This is a genomic window from Nocardiopsis sp. Huas11 (genome assembly GCF_003634495.1).
Taxonomy (GTDB): Bacteria; Actinomycetota; Actinomycetes; order Streptosporangiales; family Streptosporangiaceae; genus Nocardiopsis.
On the sequence record NZ_RBKY01000001.1, the window covers coordinates 4,743,155 to 4,760,448 of the forward strand.

The 17,294-nt window shown below is 75.5% G+C and carries 13 protein-coding genes; 7 read left to right on the forward strand and 6 right to left on the reverse strand.

Features of this window, described 5'->3' with window-relative positions:
* Nucleotides 1-5: 5 nt before the first annotated feature.
* Both DFP74_RS21355 and DFP74_RS21360 read right to left on the reverse strand, forming a co-directional pair.
* Nucleotides 6-1,658: an MFS transporter gene (locus DFP74_RS21355; RefSeq protein WP_121184088.1), complete on the reverse strand. Its 1,653-nt coding sequence runs from the start codon at nt 1,656-1,658 to the stop codon at nt 6-8.
* Nucleotides 1,659-1,713: 55 nt separating this feature from the next.
* Entirely contained in the window at nt 1,714-2,310 is a 597-nt protein-coding gene (locus DFP74_RS21360; protein WP_121184090.1) for an NADPH-dependent FMN reductase, read from the reverse strand.
* Between the two features lie 261 nt (nt 2,311-2,571).
* Between DFP74_RS21360 and DFP74_RS21365 the strand changes: the two genes are divergently transcribed.
* From DFP74_RS21365 to DFP74_RS21380, 4 genes are all read left to right on the forward strand, one after another.
* The gene (locus DFP74_RS21365) at nt 2,572-5,826 is read left to right on the forward strand and encodes a BTAD domain-containing putative transcriptional regulator (RefSeq protein ID WP_121184092.1); all 3,255 of its coding nucleotides are present in this window, start codon (nt 2,572-2,574) and stop codon (nt 5,824-5,826) included.
* A 214-nt stretch (nt 5,827-6,040) separates the two neighbouring features.
* Nucleotides 6,041-6,505, forward strand: coding sequence for a nitroreductase/quinone reductase family protein (locus DFP74_RS21370; protein ID WP_121184094.1), 465 nt, complete (start codon nt 6,041-6,043; stop codon nt 6,503-6,505).
* Nucleotides 6,502-7,014 carry a pyridoxamine 5'-phosphate oxidase family protein gene (locus DFP74_RS21375; RefSeq protein WP_121184096.1) on the forward strand — a complete coding sequence of 171 codons (513 nt, stop codon included), beginning with the start codon at nt 6,502-6,504 and terminating at the stop codon, nt 7,012-7,014. Before DFP74_RS21370 ends, DFP74_RS21375 begins: the two co-directional genes overlap by 4 nt.
* 113 nt (nt 7,015-7,127) lie before the next feature.
* Nucleotides 7,128-8,486 (forward strand): NAD(P)/FAD-dependent oxidoreductase, encoded by a 1,359-nt coding sequence (locus DFP74_RS21380; protein ID WP_121184098.1) that lies wholly within the window; start codon nt 7,128-7,130, stop codon nt 8,484-8,486.
* Between the two features lie 115 nt (nt 8,487-8,601).
* Here the strand turns inward: DFP74_RS21380 and DFP74_RS21385 are convergent, their stop codons facing one another.
* Together DFP74_RS21385 and DFP74_RS21390 are read right to left on the reverse strand one after the other, a co-directional pair.
* On the reverse strand, nt 8,602-9,747 hold the full coding sequence (locus tag DFP74_RS21385) for a class I SAM-dependent methyltransferase (protein WP_121184100.1): 1,146 nt from the start codon (nt 9,745-9,747) through the stop codon (nt 8,602-8,604).
* A 315-nt stretch (nt 9,748-10,062) separates the two neighbouring features.
* Nucleotides 10,063-11,073, reverse strand: a complete 1,011-nt coding sequence (locus DFP74_RS21390) for an N-acetylglucosamine kinase (protein ID WP_121188412.1) — start codon at nt 11,071-11,073, stop codon at nt 10,063-10,065.
* Nucleotides 11,074-11,240: 167 nt separating this feature from the next.
* Here DFP74_RS21390 and DFP74_RS21395 point away from each other — a divergent pair, with 167 nt between their 5' ends.
* Nucleotides 11,241-12,521, forward strand: coding sequence for a GNAT family N-acetyltransferase (locus DFP74_RS21395; RefSeq protein WP_121184102.1), 1,281 nt, complete (start codon nt 11,241-11,243; stop codon nt 12,519-12,521).
* A gap of 85 nt (nt 12,522-12,606) precedes the next feature.
* Here DFP74_RS21395 and DFP74_RS21400 read toward each other — a convergent pair whose 3' ends face one another.
* Entirely contained in the window at nt 12,607-13,656 is a 1,050-nt protein-coding gene (locus tag DFP74_RS21400) for an aminotransferase class V-fold PLP-dependent enzyme (protein ID WP_121184104.1), read from the reverse strand.
* A 56-nt stretch (nt 13,657-13,712) separates the two neighbouring features.
* On the reverse strand, nt 13,713-14,252 hold the full coding sequence (locus DFP74_RS21405) for a MarR family winged helix-turn-helix transcriptional regulator (RefSeq protein WP_121184106.1): 540 nt from the start codon (nt 14,250-14,252) through the stop codon (nt 13,713-13,715).
* A gap of 237 nt (nt 14,253-14,489) precedes the next feature.
* Between DFP74_RS21405 and DFP74_RS21410 the strand changes: the two genes are divergently transcribed.
* Nucleotides 14,490-15,452 carry an MBL fold metallo-hydrolase gene (locus tag DFP74_RS21410; protein ID WP_121184108.1) on the forward strand — a complete coding sequence of 321 codons (963 nt, stop codon included), beginning with the start codon at nt 14,490-14,492 and terminating at the stop codon, nt 15,450-15,452.
* 73 nt (nt 15,453-15,525) lie between these two features.
* Nucleotides 15,526-17,283, forward strand: coding sequence for an FAD-dependent monooxygenase (locus DFP74_RS21415; RefSeq protein ID WP_121184110.1), 1,758 nt, complete (start codon nt 15,526-15,528; stop codon nt 17,281-17,283).
* The last annotated feature ends 11 nt before the right edge of the window (nt 17,284-17,294 follow it).

Genomic DNA, 17,294 nt, shown 5'->3' on the forward strand with positions numbered 1-17,294 from the left:
AGGTCTCAGACCCCGCTGTCCTCCCGTTCTCGGTCCGTGCCCTTCAGGGTCGCGGTCCTGGTTGCCGCGGTCTTCGGGTCCGCGTTCCCAGGAACCGCGGCCGCCTCCGGTGCGGCGGGCTCCGCGGTGGCGGATCCGGTCGGCGGCACGTGGCGCAGCAGCACCAGCGCCAGGACCGCGCCCACGGCGGAGAGCGCCGCGGCGATCCAGGCGGCCGCGTTGAGCCCGTCGGTGAAGGCGGCCTGCGCCGAGTCCACCAGCGCCGCCGCCGCGTCGGCCGGCATCGCCTCGGCGGCGGTCAGCGCGCCGGGAAGGCTCTCGCCCGCCTGCTCCGCTCCCGCCCCCGCGGTCCGCGCCGCGTCGGCGGCGTCCAGGCGGTAGACCGCCGCGCCCACGCTGCCCAACAGGGCCACACCGAGCGCCACACCCAGGTCGCTGGCGGTGCTCTCGACGGCCGAGGCCTCACCGGCCTTCTCCGGCGGGGCCGCGCCCATGACCAGACCGGGGACCAGCGCCATGGTCGGCGCGATGCCGGGGTAGAGGATGTAGAAGCCCGTGACCAGCAGTCCCAGACCCGCTTCGGAACCGACCTGAGTCATGACCAGGTAGCCCGCGGTCGACAGCGCCAGGCCGGCCGCGATCAGGTGGGCGGGCCGCACCCGGCGCGCCAGCATCGGGGTCACCGTCGAGACGACGACCAGCGCGATCGCCGCCGGCAGGATCCACAGCCCGGCCCGCAGCGGCGACTCCTCGGCCACCAGCTGCAGGTACTGGGTGAACAGCAGGTACACGCCGCCCAGGGCGATGGCCGCGAGCATGAACACGCCCAGCGCTCCGCTGAAGGTCCTGTTCGCGAACAGCCGGATGTCGAGCAGGGGGTCGGCCAGCCGCAGCTGCCTGCGGACGAACACCACCGCGAACACCACGCCCGCCACCAGCGCGGCCACCGGCAGCGCGGACGGACCCGTCTCGGCGAGCTTCTTGATCCCGTACACGAACGGGAGCAGGGCGGCCAGCGACAGGACGACGCTGAGCGGCTCCAGGCGGCCCGCCTGCGGGGCGCGGTACTCCGGGACCAACAGGGGCACGGTGACCAGCACCAGCGCCATCACCGGCACGCCCACCAGCATCGCGGCGCCCCACCAGAAGGCCTCCAGCAGCAGTCCGCCCACGAGTGGGCCCAGGGCCACGCCCACGGAGACCGAGGCCGCCCACAGTCCGATCGCCACGCCCCGCTGGCGCTCGTCACGGAACATCGTGGTGATGAGGGACAGGGTGGCGGGCATCAGCGCCGCGGCGCCCAGTCCCATCAGCGCCCGTGCCGCGATGAGGACCTCCGGGCCCGGAGCGTAGGCGGCGGCCACCGAGGCGGCGCCGAACACCGCAGCGCCGACCAGCAGCAGGCGCCGGCGTCCGACCCGGTCGCCCAGGGTGCCCATGGTGACCAGGAACCCGGCCATCACGAACCCGTAGATGTCGTTGATCCACAGCAGCTGGCCGCTGCTCGGCGCCAGGTCGACGGCGATGTAGGGGGTGGCCAGGAACAGGACGGTCATTGCCAGGAACAGCAGCACGGTGGGCAACAACAGCACCACCAGCCCCAGCCAACTGCGTGCGGTCGCCCGTGGCGCCGCCGTGACTGCGTCGTGCGTGGTCATGAGATTCCCTTCGAGGATGGATGGTGTGGCGAGTGCAGGGGGCACCGCGCAGGTCTCAGAACGTGCGGGGACACCGGTCGCGGGCCAGCCGGAGCGCGCGGGCCCACCAGTCGAGCTGGCCGAGCATGCCCTCGGCGGCCGGTCCCGCCTCAGGTAGCAGCGAGGCGTCGGGGGAGCGCAGGTCGACCGCGTCGCGCACCGGGACGGCGTGCGCGCCGGCGAACACCTCGCGCAGCTGGCGCGTGGCGTGCGCGCCCCCGGTCCGCTCGCCGTAGGAGCAGAACCCGACCGGCTTGGCCCACCACTCGGCGTCGAACCAGTCGACGGCCGTCTTGAGCGGGCCAGGCGCGCCGTGGTGGTATTCCGCGGTGACCACGACGAACGCGTCGGCCTCGGCCAGCCACGGCGCCAGGTCGCGCACCGAGCAGGGCCGGGTGTCGGCGGCCCCGTCGACCCCGTCGGCGTTCGGAGCCTGGGACCCGGACGGGGGCGGATCCACGGGCAGGCAGGCGGCGGCCAGGTCGATCGTGGCCGCCTCCAGGCCCGTGGCGGTGTGCGCCAGGCGCGTCATCCAGTCCGCGACCGCGGCCTCGAACCGGGGCGCCCCGCCTCCGCCGATCACGATCGCCACCCGTGGCCGCGTCCCGTCCATGTCCCGCTCCTCGCACCGTGGGGTTGATGGACCCACCGTGGCGAGCGCGGCTTCGGGCTCCCTCCAGAACTGCTCAGGGCGAGCGCCGGGACGTCTGAAGTCGCAGGTCATCGCCGCGCACTGTGCGCGGGCGAGCGTCGAGCGGTGCCGAAGGGCCCATCCCGCGCGCCGATCAGCCGGTGCACCACCCGCCCCGTGCACGGCGTGACGCGGTGCCAGGTCGGTGCGCGCCCGGCTCTCCGCCCGCCCTAGGCTCTACGCATGCGATTCGGCGTACTGGGTCCGTTGGCGGTGTGGACCTCCCAAGGTCGGCCCGTGCGCGTCCCCGAGGTCAAGGTCCGGCTCCTGCTCGCGGGCCTGCTCGTCGACCCGGGCCGCGTCGTGCCCGCCGACCGGCTGGTCGAGGACCTGTGGGGCGGTGCCCTGCCCGCCAACCCCGCCGCCTCCCTGCAGACCCGCGCCTCCCAACTGCGCCGGGCCCTGGAGGGCGCCGAGCCCGGCGCCCGCGCCCTCCTGGTCTCACGTGCCCCCGGCTACTTCCTCGACACCGCCCCCGAGGACGTCGACTCCCAGGACTTCCGAACACTGATCGCCCGCGCCCGCGCAGCCGCCGACCCCGCGGGCCGCGCCGCCCTGCTCGGCGACGCCCTGGCCCTGTGGCGCGGCCCCGCCTTCGGCGACGTCGCCGACCACCCCTTCGCCCGCGCGGCCGTCACCCGCCTGGAGGAGCAGCGCCTGACCGCCCTGGAGGACCAGGCCGAGGTCCGCGTCGAACTCGGCGAGCACGACCTGGTCGCCGACGAGCTCGGCGACCAGGTCGAACGCCACCCCCTGCGCGAACGGCTGCGCGCCGTCCACATGCGCGCCCTCTACCGCTCCGGCCGCCAGGCCGAGGCCCTGGAGTCCTACCAGCGCCTGCGCACCCACCTGGCCGACACCCTGGGCCTGGACCCCGGCCCCGACCTCGTCGCCCTGCACCAGGCCGTCCTGGCCCAGGACCCCGCCCTGGGCGCGCCCCCGTCCGCCACGGCCGCGGCCACCGCCGAGCGCACCCGACGGGTACCGGACCTGCCCGTTCCCACCAGCTCCCTGGTCGGCCGCGACGAGGACGTCGCCCGTGTCCGCGCCCTGCTCGGCACCGCCCGGCTGGTCACCCTCACCGGGCCCGGCGGCGTCGGCAAGACCCGGCTCGCCCTCGCGGCGGCGGACGCCGTTCCGTCGCCCGACGGCGTGCGCCTGGTCGAACTCTCCGGAGTCACCGCCGGATCCGGCCCCGGGGACCTGCTGGACGCGGTCACCGCCGTCGTGGCGGCCGGGCTCGACGTGCGCGACGACACCGCCGCCTCCAGCCCCTTCCCCGCGCCCGACGCCGCCTCGCCCGTGGCCCGCCTCGCCGACGCCGTGCGCGCCCGCCGCCTGCTCCTGGTCCTGGACAACTGCGAGCACGTGGCGGAGCCGGTCGCCGCACTCGTCGCCGCCCTGCTGCGCGCCGCCCCCGGTGTGCGGGTCCTGGCCACCAGCCAGGTGCCGCTGGCCCTGACCGGCGAGCACGTCTGGCCGGTCCGGCCCCTGACCCTCCCCGAACCCGGCGCCCCGGCGCGCGACGTCCGGGACAGCGCCGCCGTCCGGCTCTTCACCGAGCGCGCCGCCGCGGCCGACCCCGCCTTCGAGGTCACCGACGCCGACGCCGACGCGGTCGCCGCCCTGTGCCGCCGTCTGGACGGCGTACCGCTCGCCCTGGAACTGGCCGCCACCCGGGTCCGCGCCCTCGGCGTGCACGCGCTCGCCGCCCGCCTGGACGACCGCTTCGCCCTGCTCTCCTCCGGGCCGCGCGACGCGCCCGACCGCCAGCGCACCCTGCGCGCCGTCCTGGACTGGAGCTGGGAGCCGCTACCCGAGGGCGAACGCGCGGTGCTGCGCCGACTCAGCGTCCACGCAGACGGCTGCGACCTGGAGGCGGCCGAGGCCGTGTGCGCCGACGCCGACCTGCCCGGCCCGCGCGTGCTGGACCTGATCACCGGGCTGGTCGACCGCTCCCTGGTGACCGTGGCCGCCCACGGGCCGCGACCCCGCTACCGACTGCTGGAGTCGGTGGCCGCCTACGCCGCCGAGCGGTTGCGCGAGACGGGCGAGGAACCGGCGGTCCGCCGGCGCCACCTGGACCACTACACCGCCCTGGCCGAACGCGCCGACCCCCACCTGCGCACCGCGGACCAGCGGCGGTGGCTGCGCCTGCTGGACACCGAGTCGGCCAACCTCCGGCGCGCACTGGAGACCGCCACGGCCACCGGCGCGGCCGACGCCGCTCTACGCCTGGTCAACGCCCAGGCCTGGTACTGGGTGATGCGCGGGCGCCTGGCCGAGGGCGTGCGCGCGCTCGACGCCGCGCTGGCCCTGGCGCCGGCCGACGGCGACGCCGCCGCCGGGGACAGCGACGGCGACCGGCGCACGGCCGCCCTGTGGCGCGAAGGGCTGGCCCACGGCATCGGGCGGAGCCGACCCGACGCACCCGTCGCTCCCGGCCCCCTGGACTCCGACGCCCGACTGCGGGCCGGGTGGTACCTCCTGCACGTGCGCGACGGCTTCTCCGCCGGCGAGGAGGGCGACCTCACCCGCCGGGTCCGGGCGGGCGCCCGGGGCCGCGCCGAACCCTGGGTCGCGGCGGCGCTGGTGGCCAGCCTGGCCCGCAAGGCCTTCGCCCGGAGCGACCTCGCCGCGATCGGCGAGCACGCCGGGCGCGCCCTGGCCCTGTTCACCGAACTCGGCGACCGGTGGGGCCAGGCCCTGGCCACCTACCTCCTGGGTTCCCTCGCCGAGGTCACCGGCGACCTGGACACCGCCGCCCGCCACCACCGCGCCGCGCTGCGCACCGCCGAAGCCCTGGAACTGTGGACCGAGGTCGGTGAACGGCTCACCTCCCTGGGCCGCGTCGCCCTGCTCCAGGGGGACTTCGACCGCAGCGAGGACCTGCACGAGCGGGCCCGGCGCATCGCGGTCGAGCACGGCCACGTGGTGGGGGAGGAGTCGGCGGTCCTCGGGCTCGGGCTTGTCGCCCGCCGCAGGGGCGATCTCGACGCCGCCTGCGAGCACCTGGGCGCGTGGCTGGACTGGCACCTGCGGGCCGGATCGGACTTCGGCGCGGCGCTCATCCTGGCCGAACTGGGCTTCGCCGCCGAACAGGGCGGGGACGCGCCCGGTGCCGAGGCCCTCCACCGGCGCGGTCTGGAGGCCGCGCGGCGCACGGGTGACCCGCGCGCCCTCGCCCTGGCCCTGGAGGGCCTGGCGGGCGCCCGGTCGCTGGCCGGGGACCCGGCGCACGCCGCCCGGCTGCTCGGCGCCGCCGACGCCCTGCGCGACTCGGTGGGAGCGCCGCTGCCCCCGGCCGAACGCGGCGACGTCGACCGGATCGAGGCGCGCGTGGGCGCCGCGCTGGAGGCCGGGGCCCTGGACAAGGAGCGCGGCCGGGGCCGTGGCCTCACCCCCGACCAGGCCGTGGAGTCGCCCACCCACCCGTGATCGGCCCGGTGTTCCGGCGGATCGACCACGTGATGGCCTGCTGGGTCCAAGCGGGCTCGGGACCGGGGGTGTCCCGGCTGTCCTGAGGGTTCCAGCGGCTGCGCGGGCCCGCTGCTCCGGCGGTCCGGCGGTCGGCGTCCGGTCCCGGGGCTGCCGACGGCGGCCCTGAGCCGGTCCTGAGCCGATCCGGAGCCGCGTGCCGCACGGTGGTGCCATGAACGAGACACGCGAACACACCGTCGCGGCGACCGACAGCCCCGACCCGTCCGTGACCGAGCACGTCCGCCGCTACCTGGCCACCGACGGCGAGGACGGCTACCGGGAGGGCGGGACCACCAACCTCGTCCTGACCACCGTGGGCCGCACGTCCGGCCTGCGCCGCCGCACCGGCGTCTTCTTCGGCCGCGACGGCGACCGCTACGTCCTGGTGGCCAGCGGATCGGTGCCGGGCGCGCCCACCCCGCCGAACTGGTACCGCAACCTCCTGGCCCATCCCGAGGCCGAGGTCCAGGTGCGCGCCGAGCGCTTCACCGTGCGCGCCCGCGAGGTCCACGGTCAGGAGTACGAACGGCTGTGGCGGAAGGTGACCCACGAGGCGCCCGTGTACCACCACTACGCACGCGTCACGCGTTACGGCATCCCCATCGTCGTCCTGGAGCGCATGGGGGAGGCCTCATGAGCACCGGGACCCGCCGCGCGGGCACCGCCTTCGCCGACCTGCGCGCCGACTTCGACCGCACCGTCGGCAGCGTCGTCTACGCCACCATGACCACCGTCGACACCCGCGGGCGCCCACGCTCGCGCGTGCTCATCCCCGTCTGGGAGACCGAGGGGGAGACCCCGACCGGCTGGCTCGGCACGTTCCGCACCCCGGTCAAGGCCGCGCACCTGGCCGCCAACCCGCACGCGACGTTCTCGTACTGGAGCCCGGCCCAGCACACCGCCTCCGCCGATGTGGTCGCCACGTGGGACGACGATCCCGGCGTCCGCGAGCACGTGTGGGAGCTCTACCGCAGGGGCAGCCCGCCCGGCGCGGGCTACGACCCCGGCGCGTACTGGCCCGGCGGGCCCACCGATCCCGGGTTCCACGTCCTGCGCCTGGAACCGTGGCGGATCCAGGTCCTGCGCGCGCACGAACTGGTCACCGGCCGGCCGCCCCGCATCTGGCGGTCCGATCGGCCGCACTGACGGCGGCGTGTGCGCGCCGGACACGGCGAGGGCGCGCGTGTCGGGCCTTCCCGACACGCCGCCCAGCCGACACCATCGGAGTCGACCCCGACGGACGGTGGACGGAGCCAGGTATGGAACACATGGACGCGGTCGTGATCGGCATGGGACCCGGCGGGGAGACGGTCGCGGGCCGACTGCTCGCCGCGGGCAAGCGTGTGGCGGTGGCCGAGCGCGAACTCATCGGCGGGGAGTGCGGCTACTGGGCCTGCATCCCCACCAAGACGCTGCTGCGGCCGCAGGAGGCCCGTGCGGCCGCCGACGGCGCCGCGGGCCTGGCGCGCCCCGCTCTGGACTGGCCCGCCCTGCGCGCCTACCGGGACCAGATGATCCGCCACCTGGACGACTCGGCGCAGGTCAAGGGATACCAGGACCAGGGCGCCCTCGTCCTCAAGGGCCAGGGCCGTGTCACCGGGCGCGACCCCTGGCGGGTGGAGGTCGGCGGGACCGAGATCAGCACCGACCACGTCGTGGTCGCCACCGGCTCCGCCGCGCTGCGCCCGCCCGTGGAAGGGCTCGACGACCTCGACTCCACCATGGTGTGGACCAACCGTGAGGCCACCACCCTGACCGAGATCCCCCGGCGCGCCCTGGTGATCGGCGGCAGCGCCGTGGGCGTGGAGCTCGGCCAGTTCCTGGCCAGGATGGGCACGAACGTGACCGTCGTCCAGCGCGGCCCGCGTCTGATGGACCGCGAGGAACCGCGCCTGTGCGAACTCGTCACCGACCAGTTCGCGCGCGACGGCATCACCGTGCGCACCGGCGCCGAGGTCGCCTCCGTCCAACGCGAGGGGACCGAGGTCGTCGCGTCCCTGTCCGACGGCACCACCGTGCGCACGGACGTGATCGTGCTGGCGACCGGCCGCCGTCCCCGCGCCGACGGCCTGGGTCTGGAGGAAGCCGGCGTCGAACTGGACCGCACCGGCCTGGTCGTGGACGAGCGCTGCCGGGCGGCGCCGGGCCTGTGGGGCACCGGCGACGTCACCGGGCAGGCGCTGTTCACCCACGTCGCCAAGTACCAGGGCCGTCTGGTCGCCGACAACATCCTGGGCGGCGACCGCACCGCCGACTACACCGGCATCCCGCGCGTGGTGTTCTCCGACCCCGAGATCGCGGCCGTGGGGCTCACCGAGTCCCAGGCCCGTGAGCAGGGGATCGACACCGTCACCGCCGAGGCCGACCTGCCCCAGACGCTGGCCCGACCCTGGACCTACGACACCGAACCGCGCGGCACGCTGGGCCTGGTCGCCGACCGCGAGCGCGGCGTCCTGGTGGGGGCGTGGGCGTTCGCGCCACTGGCCTCGGAGTGGATCCACACCGCCGCCCTGGCGATCCGTGCGCGCCTGCCCCTGTCGGTCCTGTCCGACTCCATCGTCCAGTTCCCCACCTTCGGGGAGGCCTACCTCATCGCCCTGGAGAACCTCGACCTCTAGGGAGCGCTCTGCCGCGGGCCACCGCGAGCCCGCCATGCCGCGAAGGACGGCGACGACCGATCCGGCCTCCGACCGGGCGCACCGCGGGCACGGCGATCACGACCGAAGACGCGGCCTAACCGGCGGCGGGACCCGCGGCCAGACGCCACAGCGAGGTGACCTCCGCCGCGCGGGCGGCATGGAGGAGGTCGGCGGCGTCCGCGGACCGCGGGTGCCGAGGCCGGGTGTCGAGCCTGTCGACCACGCGCAGCCCCGCCGCCTCCGCGGCGGCGGGCACCGCCCCGGGCGGCCTGAGCCCGAGCCGCTCGGCCAGGTCCGACAGCACGAGCCACCCCTCGCCACCGGGCGTCAGGTGGTCGGCGAGCCCGCCGAGGAAGGCATGGAGCATGCCCCCGTCCTCGTCGTACACACCCAGTTCGAGAGCGGAGGTGGGCCGGGCGGGCAGCCAGGGCGGGTTGCACACGATGAGGTCCGCGCGCCCGTCGGGGAAGAGCCGGGGCCCCACCACGTCGACGTGCCCGAACAGGTCCAGCCGGCGCACGTTCTCCCGCGCGCAGTCCAGGGCGCGCGGGCTGATGTCGGTGGCCACGACGCGGCCGATGCCGCGGCGGGCGAGCACGGCCGCCAGCACTCCCGTCCCCGTTCCGAGGTCGAAGGCGGTGCGACGTGCCGTGTCCGGGCCGTGCGCCCAGGGCAGGGGCGCCTGCGCCACGAGGTCGACGTACTCGCTCCGGGTCGGCGAGAACACACCGTAGTGCGGGTGCACGCGCGCGCCGAGCGCCGGCACCTCCACGCCCTTGGCGCGCCACTGCTGGGCTCCGATGACCCCGAGCAGCTCCGTCAGCGAGACGGCGACCGGCTCCGAGGGCGGGCCGTACGCCTCGGCGCAGGCCTGGCGCACGTCGGGGGCCCGGGGCAGATCCAGCCGGTGGTCACCGTCCAGCAGGACCAGGAGTCGGCCCAGCACTCGCGCGCGGTGGGCACGGGCCCGGCGCTGCAGGCGGAAGGCCTCCGCCGGGTCCTCACCGGGGCGCTGTCCCTCGCGGTCGACGCGGCGGCCCATCGCCGTCAGTAGGGCCCGCGCGTTGGGGAAGTCGCCCCGCCACAGCAGGGCGGTGCCCGCTTTGGCCCGCCGGTAGGCGGTGTCGGCCCTGGTCCGGTCGTCCGCGAGCACGACCCGCGCGGGCGCGGGCACGGCGCTCTCGGAGTGCCAGAGGGCGGTGCGGGGGACGTCGTCCTCGACCCAGCCGATCGTGGGCATGGAGTACTCCTCGGGATGTGGATCACGCGGTGGTGGGAGGAGCACTTCGACGAGGAGCAGGGCGAACGGCCCGTGCCGGGGCACGGGGGTGCGTACGACGAGAGGCAGGCGCTACCGTCCCCGCGTCCGAGCGGGAGGGGAGGAGTCGCCGAGCACCGGACCGGGAGCCATGCCGAGCATCACGATCGGCCCTTTCCGAAAGATGACGACATAGGCTCGCACATTCGTCCCGCGGAGGCAAATCGGCCCCCGGGGCCGTGCGGCGCAGGCCCGGCCCCCGGCTCGGCGCTCAGGAGGCCCCGCGCCGCCTCCGCCTCAGGCCGCGTCGGTGCGGTCGTGGTCCCCGTCCCTGAGCGTGAAGGCCTCGTGCAGGCGGTGGTCGGACTCCGCGGCCCCCGCGCGCAGCGCCGCCAGCCAGGCCGCGCCGCCGGCGGTGGAGCCGGCCAGGACGATGCTCGACCCGGCCGCGCCCAGGGCCAGCTTGCGGGTGAGCGCCTCGCGGAGGGGATCCGAGTGCAGCAGGACGCCCCCGGCCAGGACGATGGGCCTGCACTCACCGGGGGTGCGCACCTGGTGGACCGACTGGGCCAGATGGCCCGCCGCGGCGTCGATGATCACCTCGGCCGCCGGATCCCCCAGCTCGTGGGCCTGGCTGACCATGGGCGCGAACGCGGCGAGCCGGACCGGGGGAGCGGCGGTCAGCGTGCGCGCGAAGTTGCGGGCGTGCTCCTCGGGCAGGTGCCCGTCCCCGTCGACCGGCCGCTGGCCCGGGATCACCTCCTTGGCCACCGAGCGGGCCAGCGGGCTCAGCTCTCCGCCGTGCGAGAGCTGGCGGGCCGTCTCCTTGGCCGCCTGGTGCCCGATCCAGAACGCCGAGCCGTCGTCGCCGATCAGCCAGCCCATCCCGTCGGCCGAGCGGTCACGCCGCCGCCCCACGATCCGGGTGGCGATCGCCCCCGTGCCCGCGATGAGCACGGTGCCGTCGGCGACCGGGGTCCCCGCGGCGAAGGCGATCTCGTCGTCGCCGGTGAACTCGCCCTCCACGGACCCCAGCCCGGCCTCGGCCAGCGCGCCCTCCATGACCGCGCGCGTGTCGGGGTCGCGCAGGGCCGACACCCCGGCCAGCCCCACGACGACGGTCTCCACCGCCGCGCGCGACCAGGGACCGGCCTGGTCCAGGGCGCCCTCGACCGCCTCGGCGAGCTGGGCGGCCGCGTGCTGGGCCCCGTGCGTGTTGGGGTTGGCGCCCCCGGCCCAGGACTCCCCGAGCCGTCGGCCCGTCAATGTCGTGACCAGGGCCCGCGCGCTCGTGCCGCCCGCGTCCACCCCCACCACGAGTCTGGGTCGACCACCATCGGGGTGGCGGTCGGGGCGGTCGGGGCGGGAGGAGGTCGAGTGCGTCACAAGGAAGGCTTGCCCGCACCGACACGCCGTTACTCGCTTACCGGAAAACCTGTGGCCGGAGCCGTGGTCGGCCTGGTAGGCATGCGGGCATGACGAACAACCCCGTTACCGATCCGTCCACCTCGCGCTCCGCCGAATGGACCGTGCGCGGCATCGACCGCGACGAGTTCCCCGAGGTGGCCAGGGTGGTGGGAGAGGCCCTGCTGTCCCCGTCGGACGTGCCGACCCGTGTGGAGCGGCTGCTCCCCATCATGGACGGGCCCGGCCTCGACCGGATCCTGGTGGCGGTGGACGGCGACGAGGTCGTCGGCGCCGTCAACTCCTTCGACTTCGAGATGGCCATGCCGGGCGGTCCCCGCCAGGTCGCGGGCGTGACCGGAGTGGGCGTGTGGCCCACCCACCGGCGGCGCGGGGTCCTCAGCGCGCTCATGCGGCGCCAGCTCCACGACCTGCGCGAGGCCGGCGAGAGCGTCGCGGCGCTCTGGGCGAGCGAGGGCGGCATCTACGGCCGGTTCGGTTACGGGGCCGCCTCCATGGAGGCGGAGCTGTCCATCGCCACCCCCTACGCCGCGCTGCGCGCCGACGCGCCCCGCGACCCGGAGCTGACCGTGCGCATGGCCGAGCCCGGTCAGGTCCGCGCGGAGCTGGAGGCGCTCTTCCGTCAGGAGGCCGCCAGCCGGATCGGGCGCTTCCAGCGCTCCCAGGGCTGGTGGGACCGCCTGCTGCGCGACGCGCCCGACGAGCGCGGCGGCAACGGCCCCCTGTGGGCGGTCGTCGTGAGCGGACCCGAGGGCCCCCAGGGGTACGCGCTGTACCGCACCCGGGCCGACTGGGGCTCGACCGGTCCGCAGAGCGAACTGCGCGTCCAGGAGCTGGTCTCACCCACCCCCGCCGCGCGGGTCGCGCTGTACGAGCACGTCTTCGGCCGCGACCTGATCGCCAAGGTCGTGCTGGAGTCCACCGCGATGGACGACCCCCTCTGGTCGCTGGCGGCCGACCGGCAGCGGATCGGCGCGGTCCCGGGGACCGCGCTGTGGGTGCGCCTGGTGGACGTGCGCGCGGCCCTGACCGAACGCGCCTACGCGGCGCCGGTCGAGGCGGTCGTGGAGGTCTCCGACCGCCACGCGCCCTGGAACGCCGGACGCTGGCGGATCAAGGGCGACGCCGGCGGCGCCAGGGTCGAGCCCGCCGAGAGCGCTCCGGACCTGTCGCTGGACGTGTCCCACCTCGGCGCGGCCTTCCTGGGCCAGCACACGCTCGCCGCGCAGCTGGCCGCGGGCATCGTCACCGAGCACACCCCGGGCACCGCGGAGCGGCTCGACGCGGCGCTGCGGGTGCCCCACGCCCCGCTGTGCTCCGTCGTCTTCTAGTCGATGCCGCCCCGCCCCGCCCGACAGGCCGGGCGGGGCGGGGCGGCCAGGTCGTGTTCCTCGCGGGCCCGCGGGGGGACACGCCCTAGCCCAGGGCCTTGACCAGGCGGTCCACGTCGGACTCGTCGTTGTACAGGTGGAACGAGGCTCGCAGCCGCCCGTCGCGCACGGCCGCGACCACGCCCGCCTCCGCGACGCGTTCGGCGGCGCCCTCGGGCGCGGGCAGCGAGACGATAGCCGAACCCGTGGGCGCCATGTCCCGGGCGGCGCGCAGCCGGTCGCCGAGCGCGGCGTCGTGGGCGCGGATCGTCTCCACCCCGACCTCCTCGATCAGCTCCAGGGCCGGCGCCAGGCCGAGCCACGCCGACCACACCGGCGCCAGGTCCAGACGGCGCGCCTCCGTGGCCAGCCGCAGTGGCCCGCCGTAGAGGGAGTTCCACGGCTCGGCGCCCGCGAACCAGTTCGGCGCGAGCGGCGCCAGCTCGGCCAGCGCCTCGGCCGTGCCGGTCAGGAAGGCCGCACCGCGCGGCCCGAGCAGCCACTTGTAGGTGCTGCACACGGTGTAGTCGATCCGGTCGCAGGGGACCGGCAGCCATCCGGCGGCCTGGGTGGTGTCCACCAGCAGCCGTGCCCCGTGGTTCCGGCAGGCGGTGATCAGCTGCTCCAGGGGCGCGATCGCCCCATCGGCGGACTGCACGGCCGACACGGCCACCATGGCGGTGCCCGGGCCGACCTCGTCGGGCAGTCGTTCCAGGGGCACCTCGCGTACGGTCACGCCCTCCCGGGCCATGAAGGGGAACCCCACGGAGGCGAACTCGCGGACGGGCACGAGCACCTCGGCGCCCGCGGGCACGGTGGCGGCGACGGTGCCGACGAACTGGGCGACGTGCGTCCCCACGGCGATCCGGTCGACGGGCACGCCCGTGAGCCGCGCGTAGGAGGCGCGGGCCGCGTCGATGACCGCGTCGGCGGACCCGGCGGAGAAGCGACCCGAGGCCACCTCGCGCACGTGTCGTTCCAACGCTCGGGTGGCCCGGGCGGGAGCCAGGCCGTGGGTGGCCGTGTTGAGGTAGGTGGTCTCCGGGGCGAACTGCTGCTGGGCGGCGTGCAGCCGCGTGCGGTGGGAGTCGTCCATGCCCCGATGCTCACAGCATGCGGCGGCGGGCTCAAGGGCCAATTCGCGCCGCGGGGTCAGCTGCGGAACTTGGCCTTGGCGTCCGTGGAACCGGCCATGAGTTTGTTGAGGAGCCGGACGAGCTCCGTGCGCTCGGCGGGCTCCAAGGCCTCGGCCCAGGCGCTCTCCCGGCGGTTGTGCGCGCGAAAGCCGCCCAGGATCGCCCGGTAGCCGTCCTCGGTGAGGCTGAGCTGGAGGGCGCGCCGGTCGTGCGTGGCTCGTTCGCGCAGGATGAGGCCGTCCCGCTCCAGGGTGTTGAGCAGGGCTGACAGCGCGGCGCGGCTCATCCCGGAGATCTCGGCGGTGGTCTTGGCCTCCATCGGGCCCGCCAGCCACAGGGCGAAGATCACCCGGAACCCGGGCCAGGTCAGGCCGCGCGGACGGTGGACGCTCGACTCCAGGTCGTAGATGACCATGCTCGTCGCCCGGTTGAGGGTCAGCACCATGCGCATGGCGTCGGCGTTGACGGAGGGCAGTTCCTGCTCGGCCTTCTGCACCGCGTAGTCCACGAATGACCAGAAGGTGAGATCGCTGGGGGGAGCGGGATTGTGGGTCACGGTCCCAGCCTAGTGCCTGGGCTCGGGGCGCCATCGGGGCGTGAGCTTCGGGCGCGCGGTCGTGCCTGGGGGACACGCGAGGGAGCGGACAGTAGTCTGGGACTGTGACGTGTATCACTAAATCACCCCTTCTACGCCTCTTGGGGGTGTGGCGTGGGGCACGTTATGGTCCAACTAATCAAATGTTTGATTATTCGGGCGGCGGCAGCCGCCCCTGCGAGTGAAGGGCCTTCGACCATGGCAGCCAAGCCGTTCGCCTCCTCCGCCGACACCGAGGCCAAGCAGCAGACACTGGAAGTCCTGGCCGACGGTGTCTACGCGCTCACCGCCGAGGGCGACCCCAACGTGGGCGCGATCGAGGGTGAGGACTTCGTCGTCGCCTTCGAGGCGCTGGCCACCCCCGCCGCCGCCCGGGACTGGCTCGCCCTGCTGCGCGAGCACACCGACAAGCCCGTGCGCTACCTCGTCCTGTCGCACTACCACGCGGTCCGCGTCCTGGGCGCCAGCGCCTTCGACGCCGACATCATCCTCACCCACGAGAAGACGCACGAGCTCATCCGCGAACGGGGCAAGGAGGACTGGGCCAGCGAGTTCGGCCGCATGCCGCGCCTGGCCAAGGACCCCGACTCCGTGCCCGGCCTGACCTGGCCCACCCAGACCTTCGCCGACCGCACCACCATCGACCTGGGCGGCGACCGCGGCGAGCTCGTGCTGGAGTACTTCGGGCGCGGCCACACCGAGGGCGACATCGTCGCCTGGCTGCCCAAGCACCGCATCCTCTTCGCCGGCGACCTCGTCGAGGCCGAGGCGGCCCTCTACACCGGCGACGCCTTCCACCACGACTGGGCCGGACCGACCCTGGACTCCGTCGCCGCGCTGGAGGCGGAGATGCTCGTCGGCGGGCGCGGAGCCGTGACCCGGGGACGCGACCAGGTCGACGCCGCCATCGCCCAGACGCGCGGCTTCCTCACCACCATGATCCGCGAGGTCGGCGCCGTCCACGAGCGCGGCGGCACCCTCAGGGAGGCCTTCGCCGCCGCCCACGGCGCGCTGGAGGGCACCTACGGCCACTGGCCCATCTTCGAGCACTGCCTGCCCTTCGACGTCTCACGCCTGTGGGACGAGTTCTCCGGCATCGAGCGCCCCGTGATCTGGACCGCCGAGCGCGACCGCGAGGTCTGGGACCGGCTCCAGGACTGACCGCCCGGCCTGGACCGCCGCGTCCCGTCGCCCGCCCGCCGCCCGCCATCGACCCCAGCCGAACGGAGCCCACATGCGTCCCCCTGCTCCACGCAGCCCGTCCGACCCCGCCGCCGACCCGGTCCTCGTGCTCGGCGCCGGCCCCGTGGGCCAGACCGCGGCCCTGCTGCTGGCCCGGCGCGGCGTCCCCGTCCAGATCGTCGACGGCCGACCGGCCCGCGACGCCGTCGGATCCAAGGCCATCTGCCAGCAGCGCGACGTGCTGGACGTGTGGGACTGGCTGGGCGGCGGCACCCTCGTGCGCGAGGGCCTGACCTGGGACACCGCCCGCACCTTCTACCGCGACCGCGAGCTGTTCAGCGTCCGACTGCCCGACCCGGGCGCCTCGCCCCTGCCGCCCTTCGTCAACATCTCCCAGTCCCGCACCGAGCAGGTCCTCGACGAGCTCCTGGACCGGGCGGGCGTCCAGGTGCTGTGGAACCACCGGGTCGAGGGCCTGACCCAGGACGCCGAGGGCGTCACCGTCACCTGTCGCACCGCGGGCGGACCCGTCACCCTGCGGGGGACCCACGCCCTGTCCTGCCTCGGCGCCCACGGCGGGGTCGTGCGCGAGGCGATCGGCGCGTCCTTCGAGGGCACCTCCTTCGACGACCGCTTCCTCATCTGCGACATCCGAGCCGAGCTGCCCGGCTGGGAACGCGAGCGCCGCTTCTACTTCGACCCCGAGTGGAACCCCGGCCGCCAGGTGCTCATCCACCCCTGCCCCGACTCCGTCTTCCGTATCGACTGGCAGGTCCCGCCGGACTTCGACCTGGACACCGAGCGCTCCAGCGGCCGGCTGGACGCCCGGATCCGCCAGATCATCGGGGACACGCCCTACGAGATCGTCTGGCACTCGGTGTACCGCTTCCACACGCGCACCGCCGACCGCATGCGGGTGGGCCGCGTCCTCCTGGCGGGCGACAACGCCCACCTGGTGGCGCCCTTCGGGGCGCGCGGGCTCAACTCCGGTGTCCAGGACGCCGAGAACGCCGCCTGGAAGCTCGCCTACGTGCGGGCCGGATGGGCGCCGACGGAACTCCTGGAGACCTACGAGACCGAGCGCCACGCCGCCGCGCTGGAGAACGCCGACGTCACCAGCGCCACCATGCGCTTCCTCGTCCCCCACGACGAGGCCGAGCGCGAGCGGCGCGTCAGCGTCCTGGACCGGGCCCTGACCGACGACGGCGTGCACGCCCAGGTCGACTCCGGCCGCCTGGCCGAACCCTTCTGGTACACCGGCTCCGCCCTGACCACCCCGTGCGCCGAGCGCCCCTTCGGAGGCCGGCCGCCCCGAGGGCACGCCCCGGCGCCCTGCCCCGGCGTCGTGCTGCCCGACGCCCCCGTCACGCTCCCCGGCGACTCCGGCCCCACCCGGATCCGCGCCCTGCTGCGCGAGGGCCTGACCCTGCTGGTGGGCGCGGGGCCCGACACCGAGCGCACGGCCTTCCTCGACCGCGTGCGCACCGCGGCCCAGGACGCCACACCCGCCCCCGTCACCGCCCTGTACCTGCACGACATCGACCGCACCGGCGCCCTGGCCGCCGCCCTGGCCCCCGAACCCGGACAGGTCTGGCTCGTGCGCCCCGACGCCCACGTCGCCGCCGTCCTGCCCGGCGCCGACACCGGGGCCCTGCGGGCGGCCGTGCACGCGGCCCTGGGCGGGGCGGTGCGCCCGGCGGCCGAGGACGCCGGCGCCACCGGCGCCACCGACAGCGCCGACGCCACCGAGGGAGCCGAGGCCCCGCTCCCGGGGCCGGCGACGGCCCCGCACACACCCAGCCCACGGTAAGGAGATCACGG

Coding starts and splice junctions, on each gene's coding strand:
- DFP74_RS21370 (WP_121184094.1), top strand. CDS start 6,041: ATGAACGAGACACGCGAACACACCGTCGCGGCGACCGACAGCCCCGAC.
- DFP74_RS21410 (WP_121184108.1), top strand. CDS start 14,490: ATGGCAGCCAAGCCGTTCGCCTCCTCCGCCGACACCGAGGCCAAGCAG.
- DFP74_RS21385 (WP_121184100.1), bottom strand. CDS start 9,747: ATGCCCACGATCGGCTGGGTCGAGGACGACGTCCCCCGCACCGCCCTC.
- DFP74_RS21360 (WP_121184090.1), bottom strand. CDS start 2,310: ATGGACGGGACGCGGCCACGGGTGGCGATCGTGATCGGCGGAGGCGGG.
- DFP74_RS21375 (WP_121184096.1), top strand. CDS start 6,502: ATGAGCACCGGGACCCGCCGCGCGGGCACCGCCTTCGCCGACCTGCGC.
- DFP74_RS21380 (WP_121184098.1), top strand. CDS start 7,128: ATGGAACACATGGACGCGGTCGTGATCGGCATGGGACCCGGCGGGGAG.
- DFP74_RS21400 (WP_121184104.1), bottom strand. CDS start 13,656: ATGGACGACTCCCACCGCACGCGGCTGCACGCCGCCCAGCAGCAGTTC.
- DFP74_RS21355 (WP_121184088.1), bottom strand. CDS start 1,658: ATGACCACGCACGACGCAGTCACGGCGGCGCCACGGGCGACCGCACGC.
- DFP74_RS21415 (WP_121184110.1), top strand. CDS start 15,526: ATGCGTCCCCCTGCTCCACGCAGCCCGTCCGACCCCGCCGCCGACCCG.
- DFP74_RS21365 (WP_121184092.1), top strand. CDS start 2,572: ATGCGATTCGGCGTACTGGGTCCGTTGGCGGTGTGGACCTCCCAAGGT.
- DFP74_RS21395 (WP_121184102.1), top strand. CDS start 11,241: ATGACGAACAACCCCGTTACCGATCCGTCCACCTCGCGCTCCGCCGAA.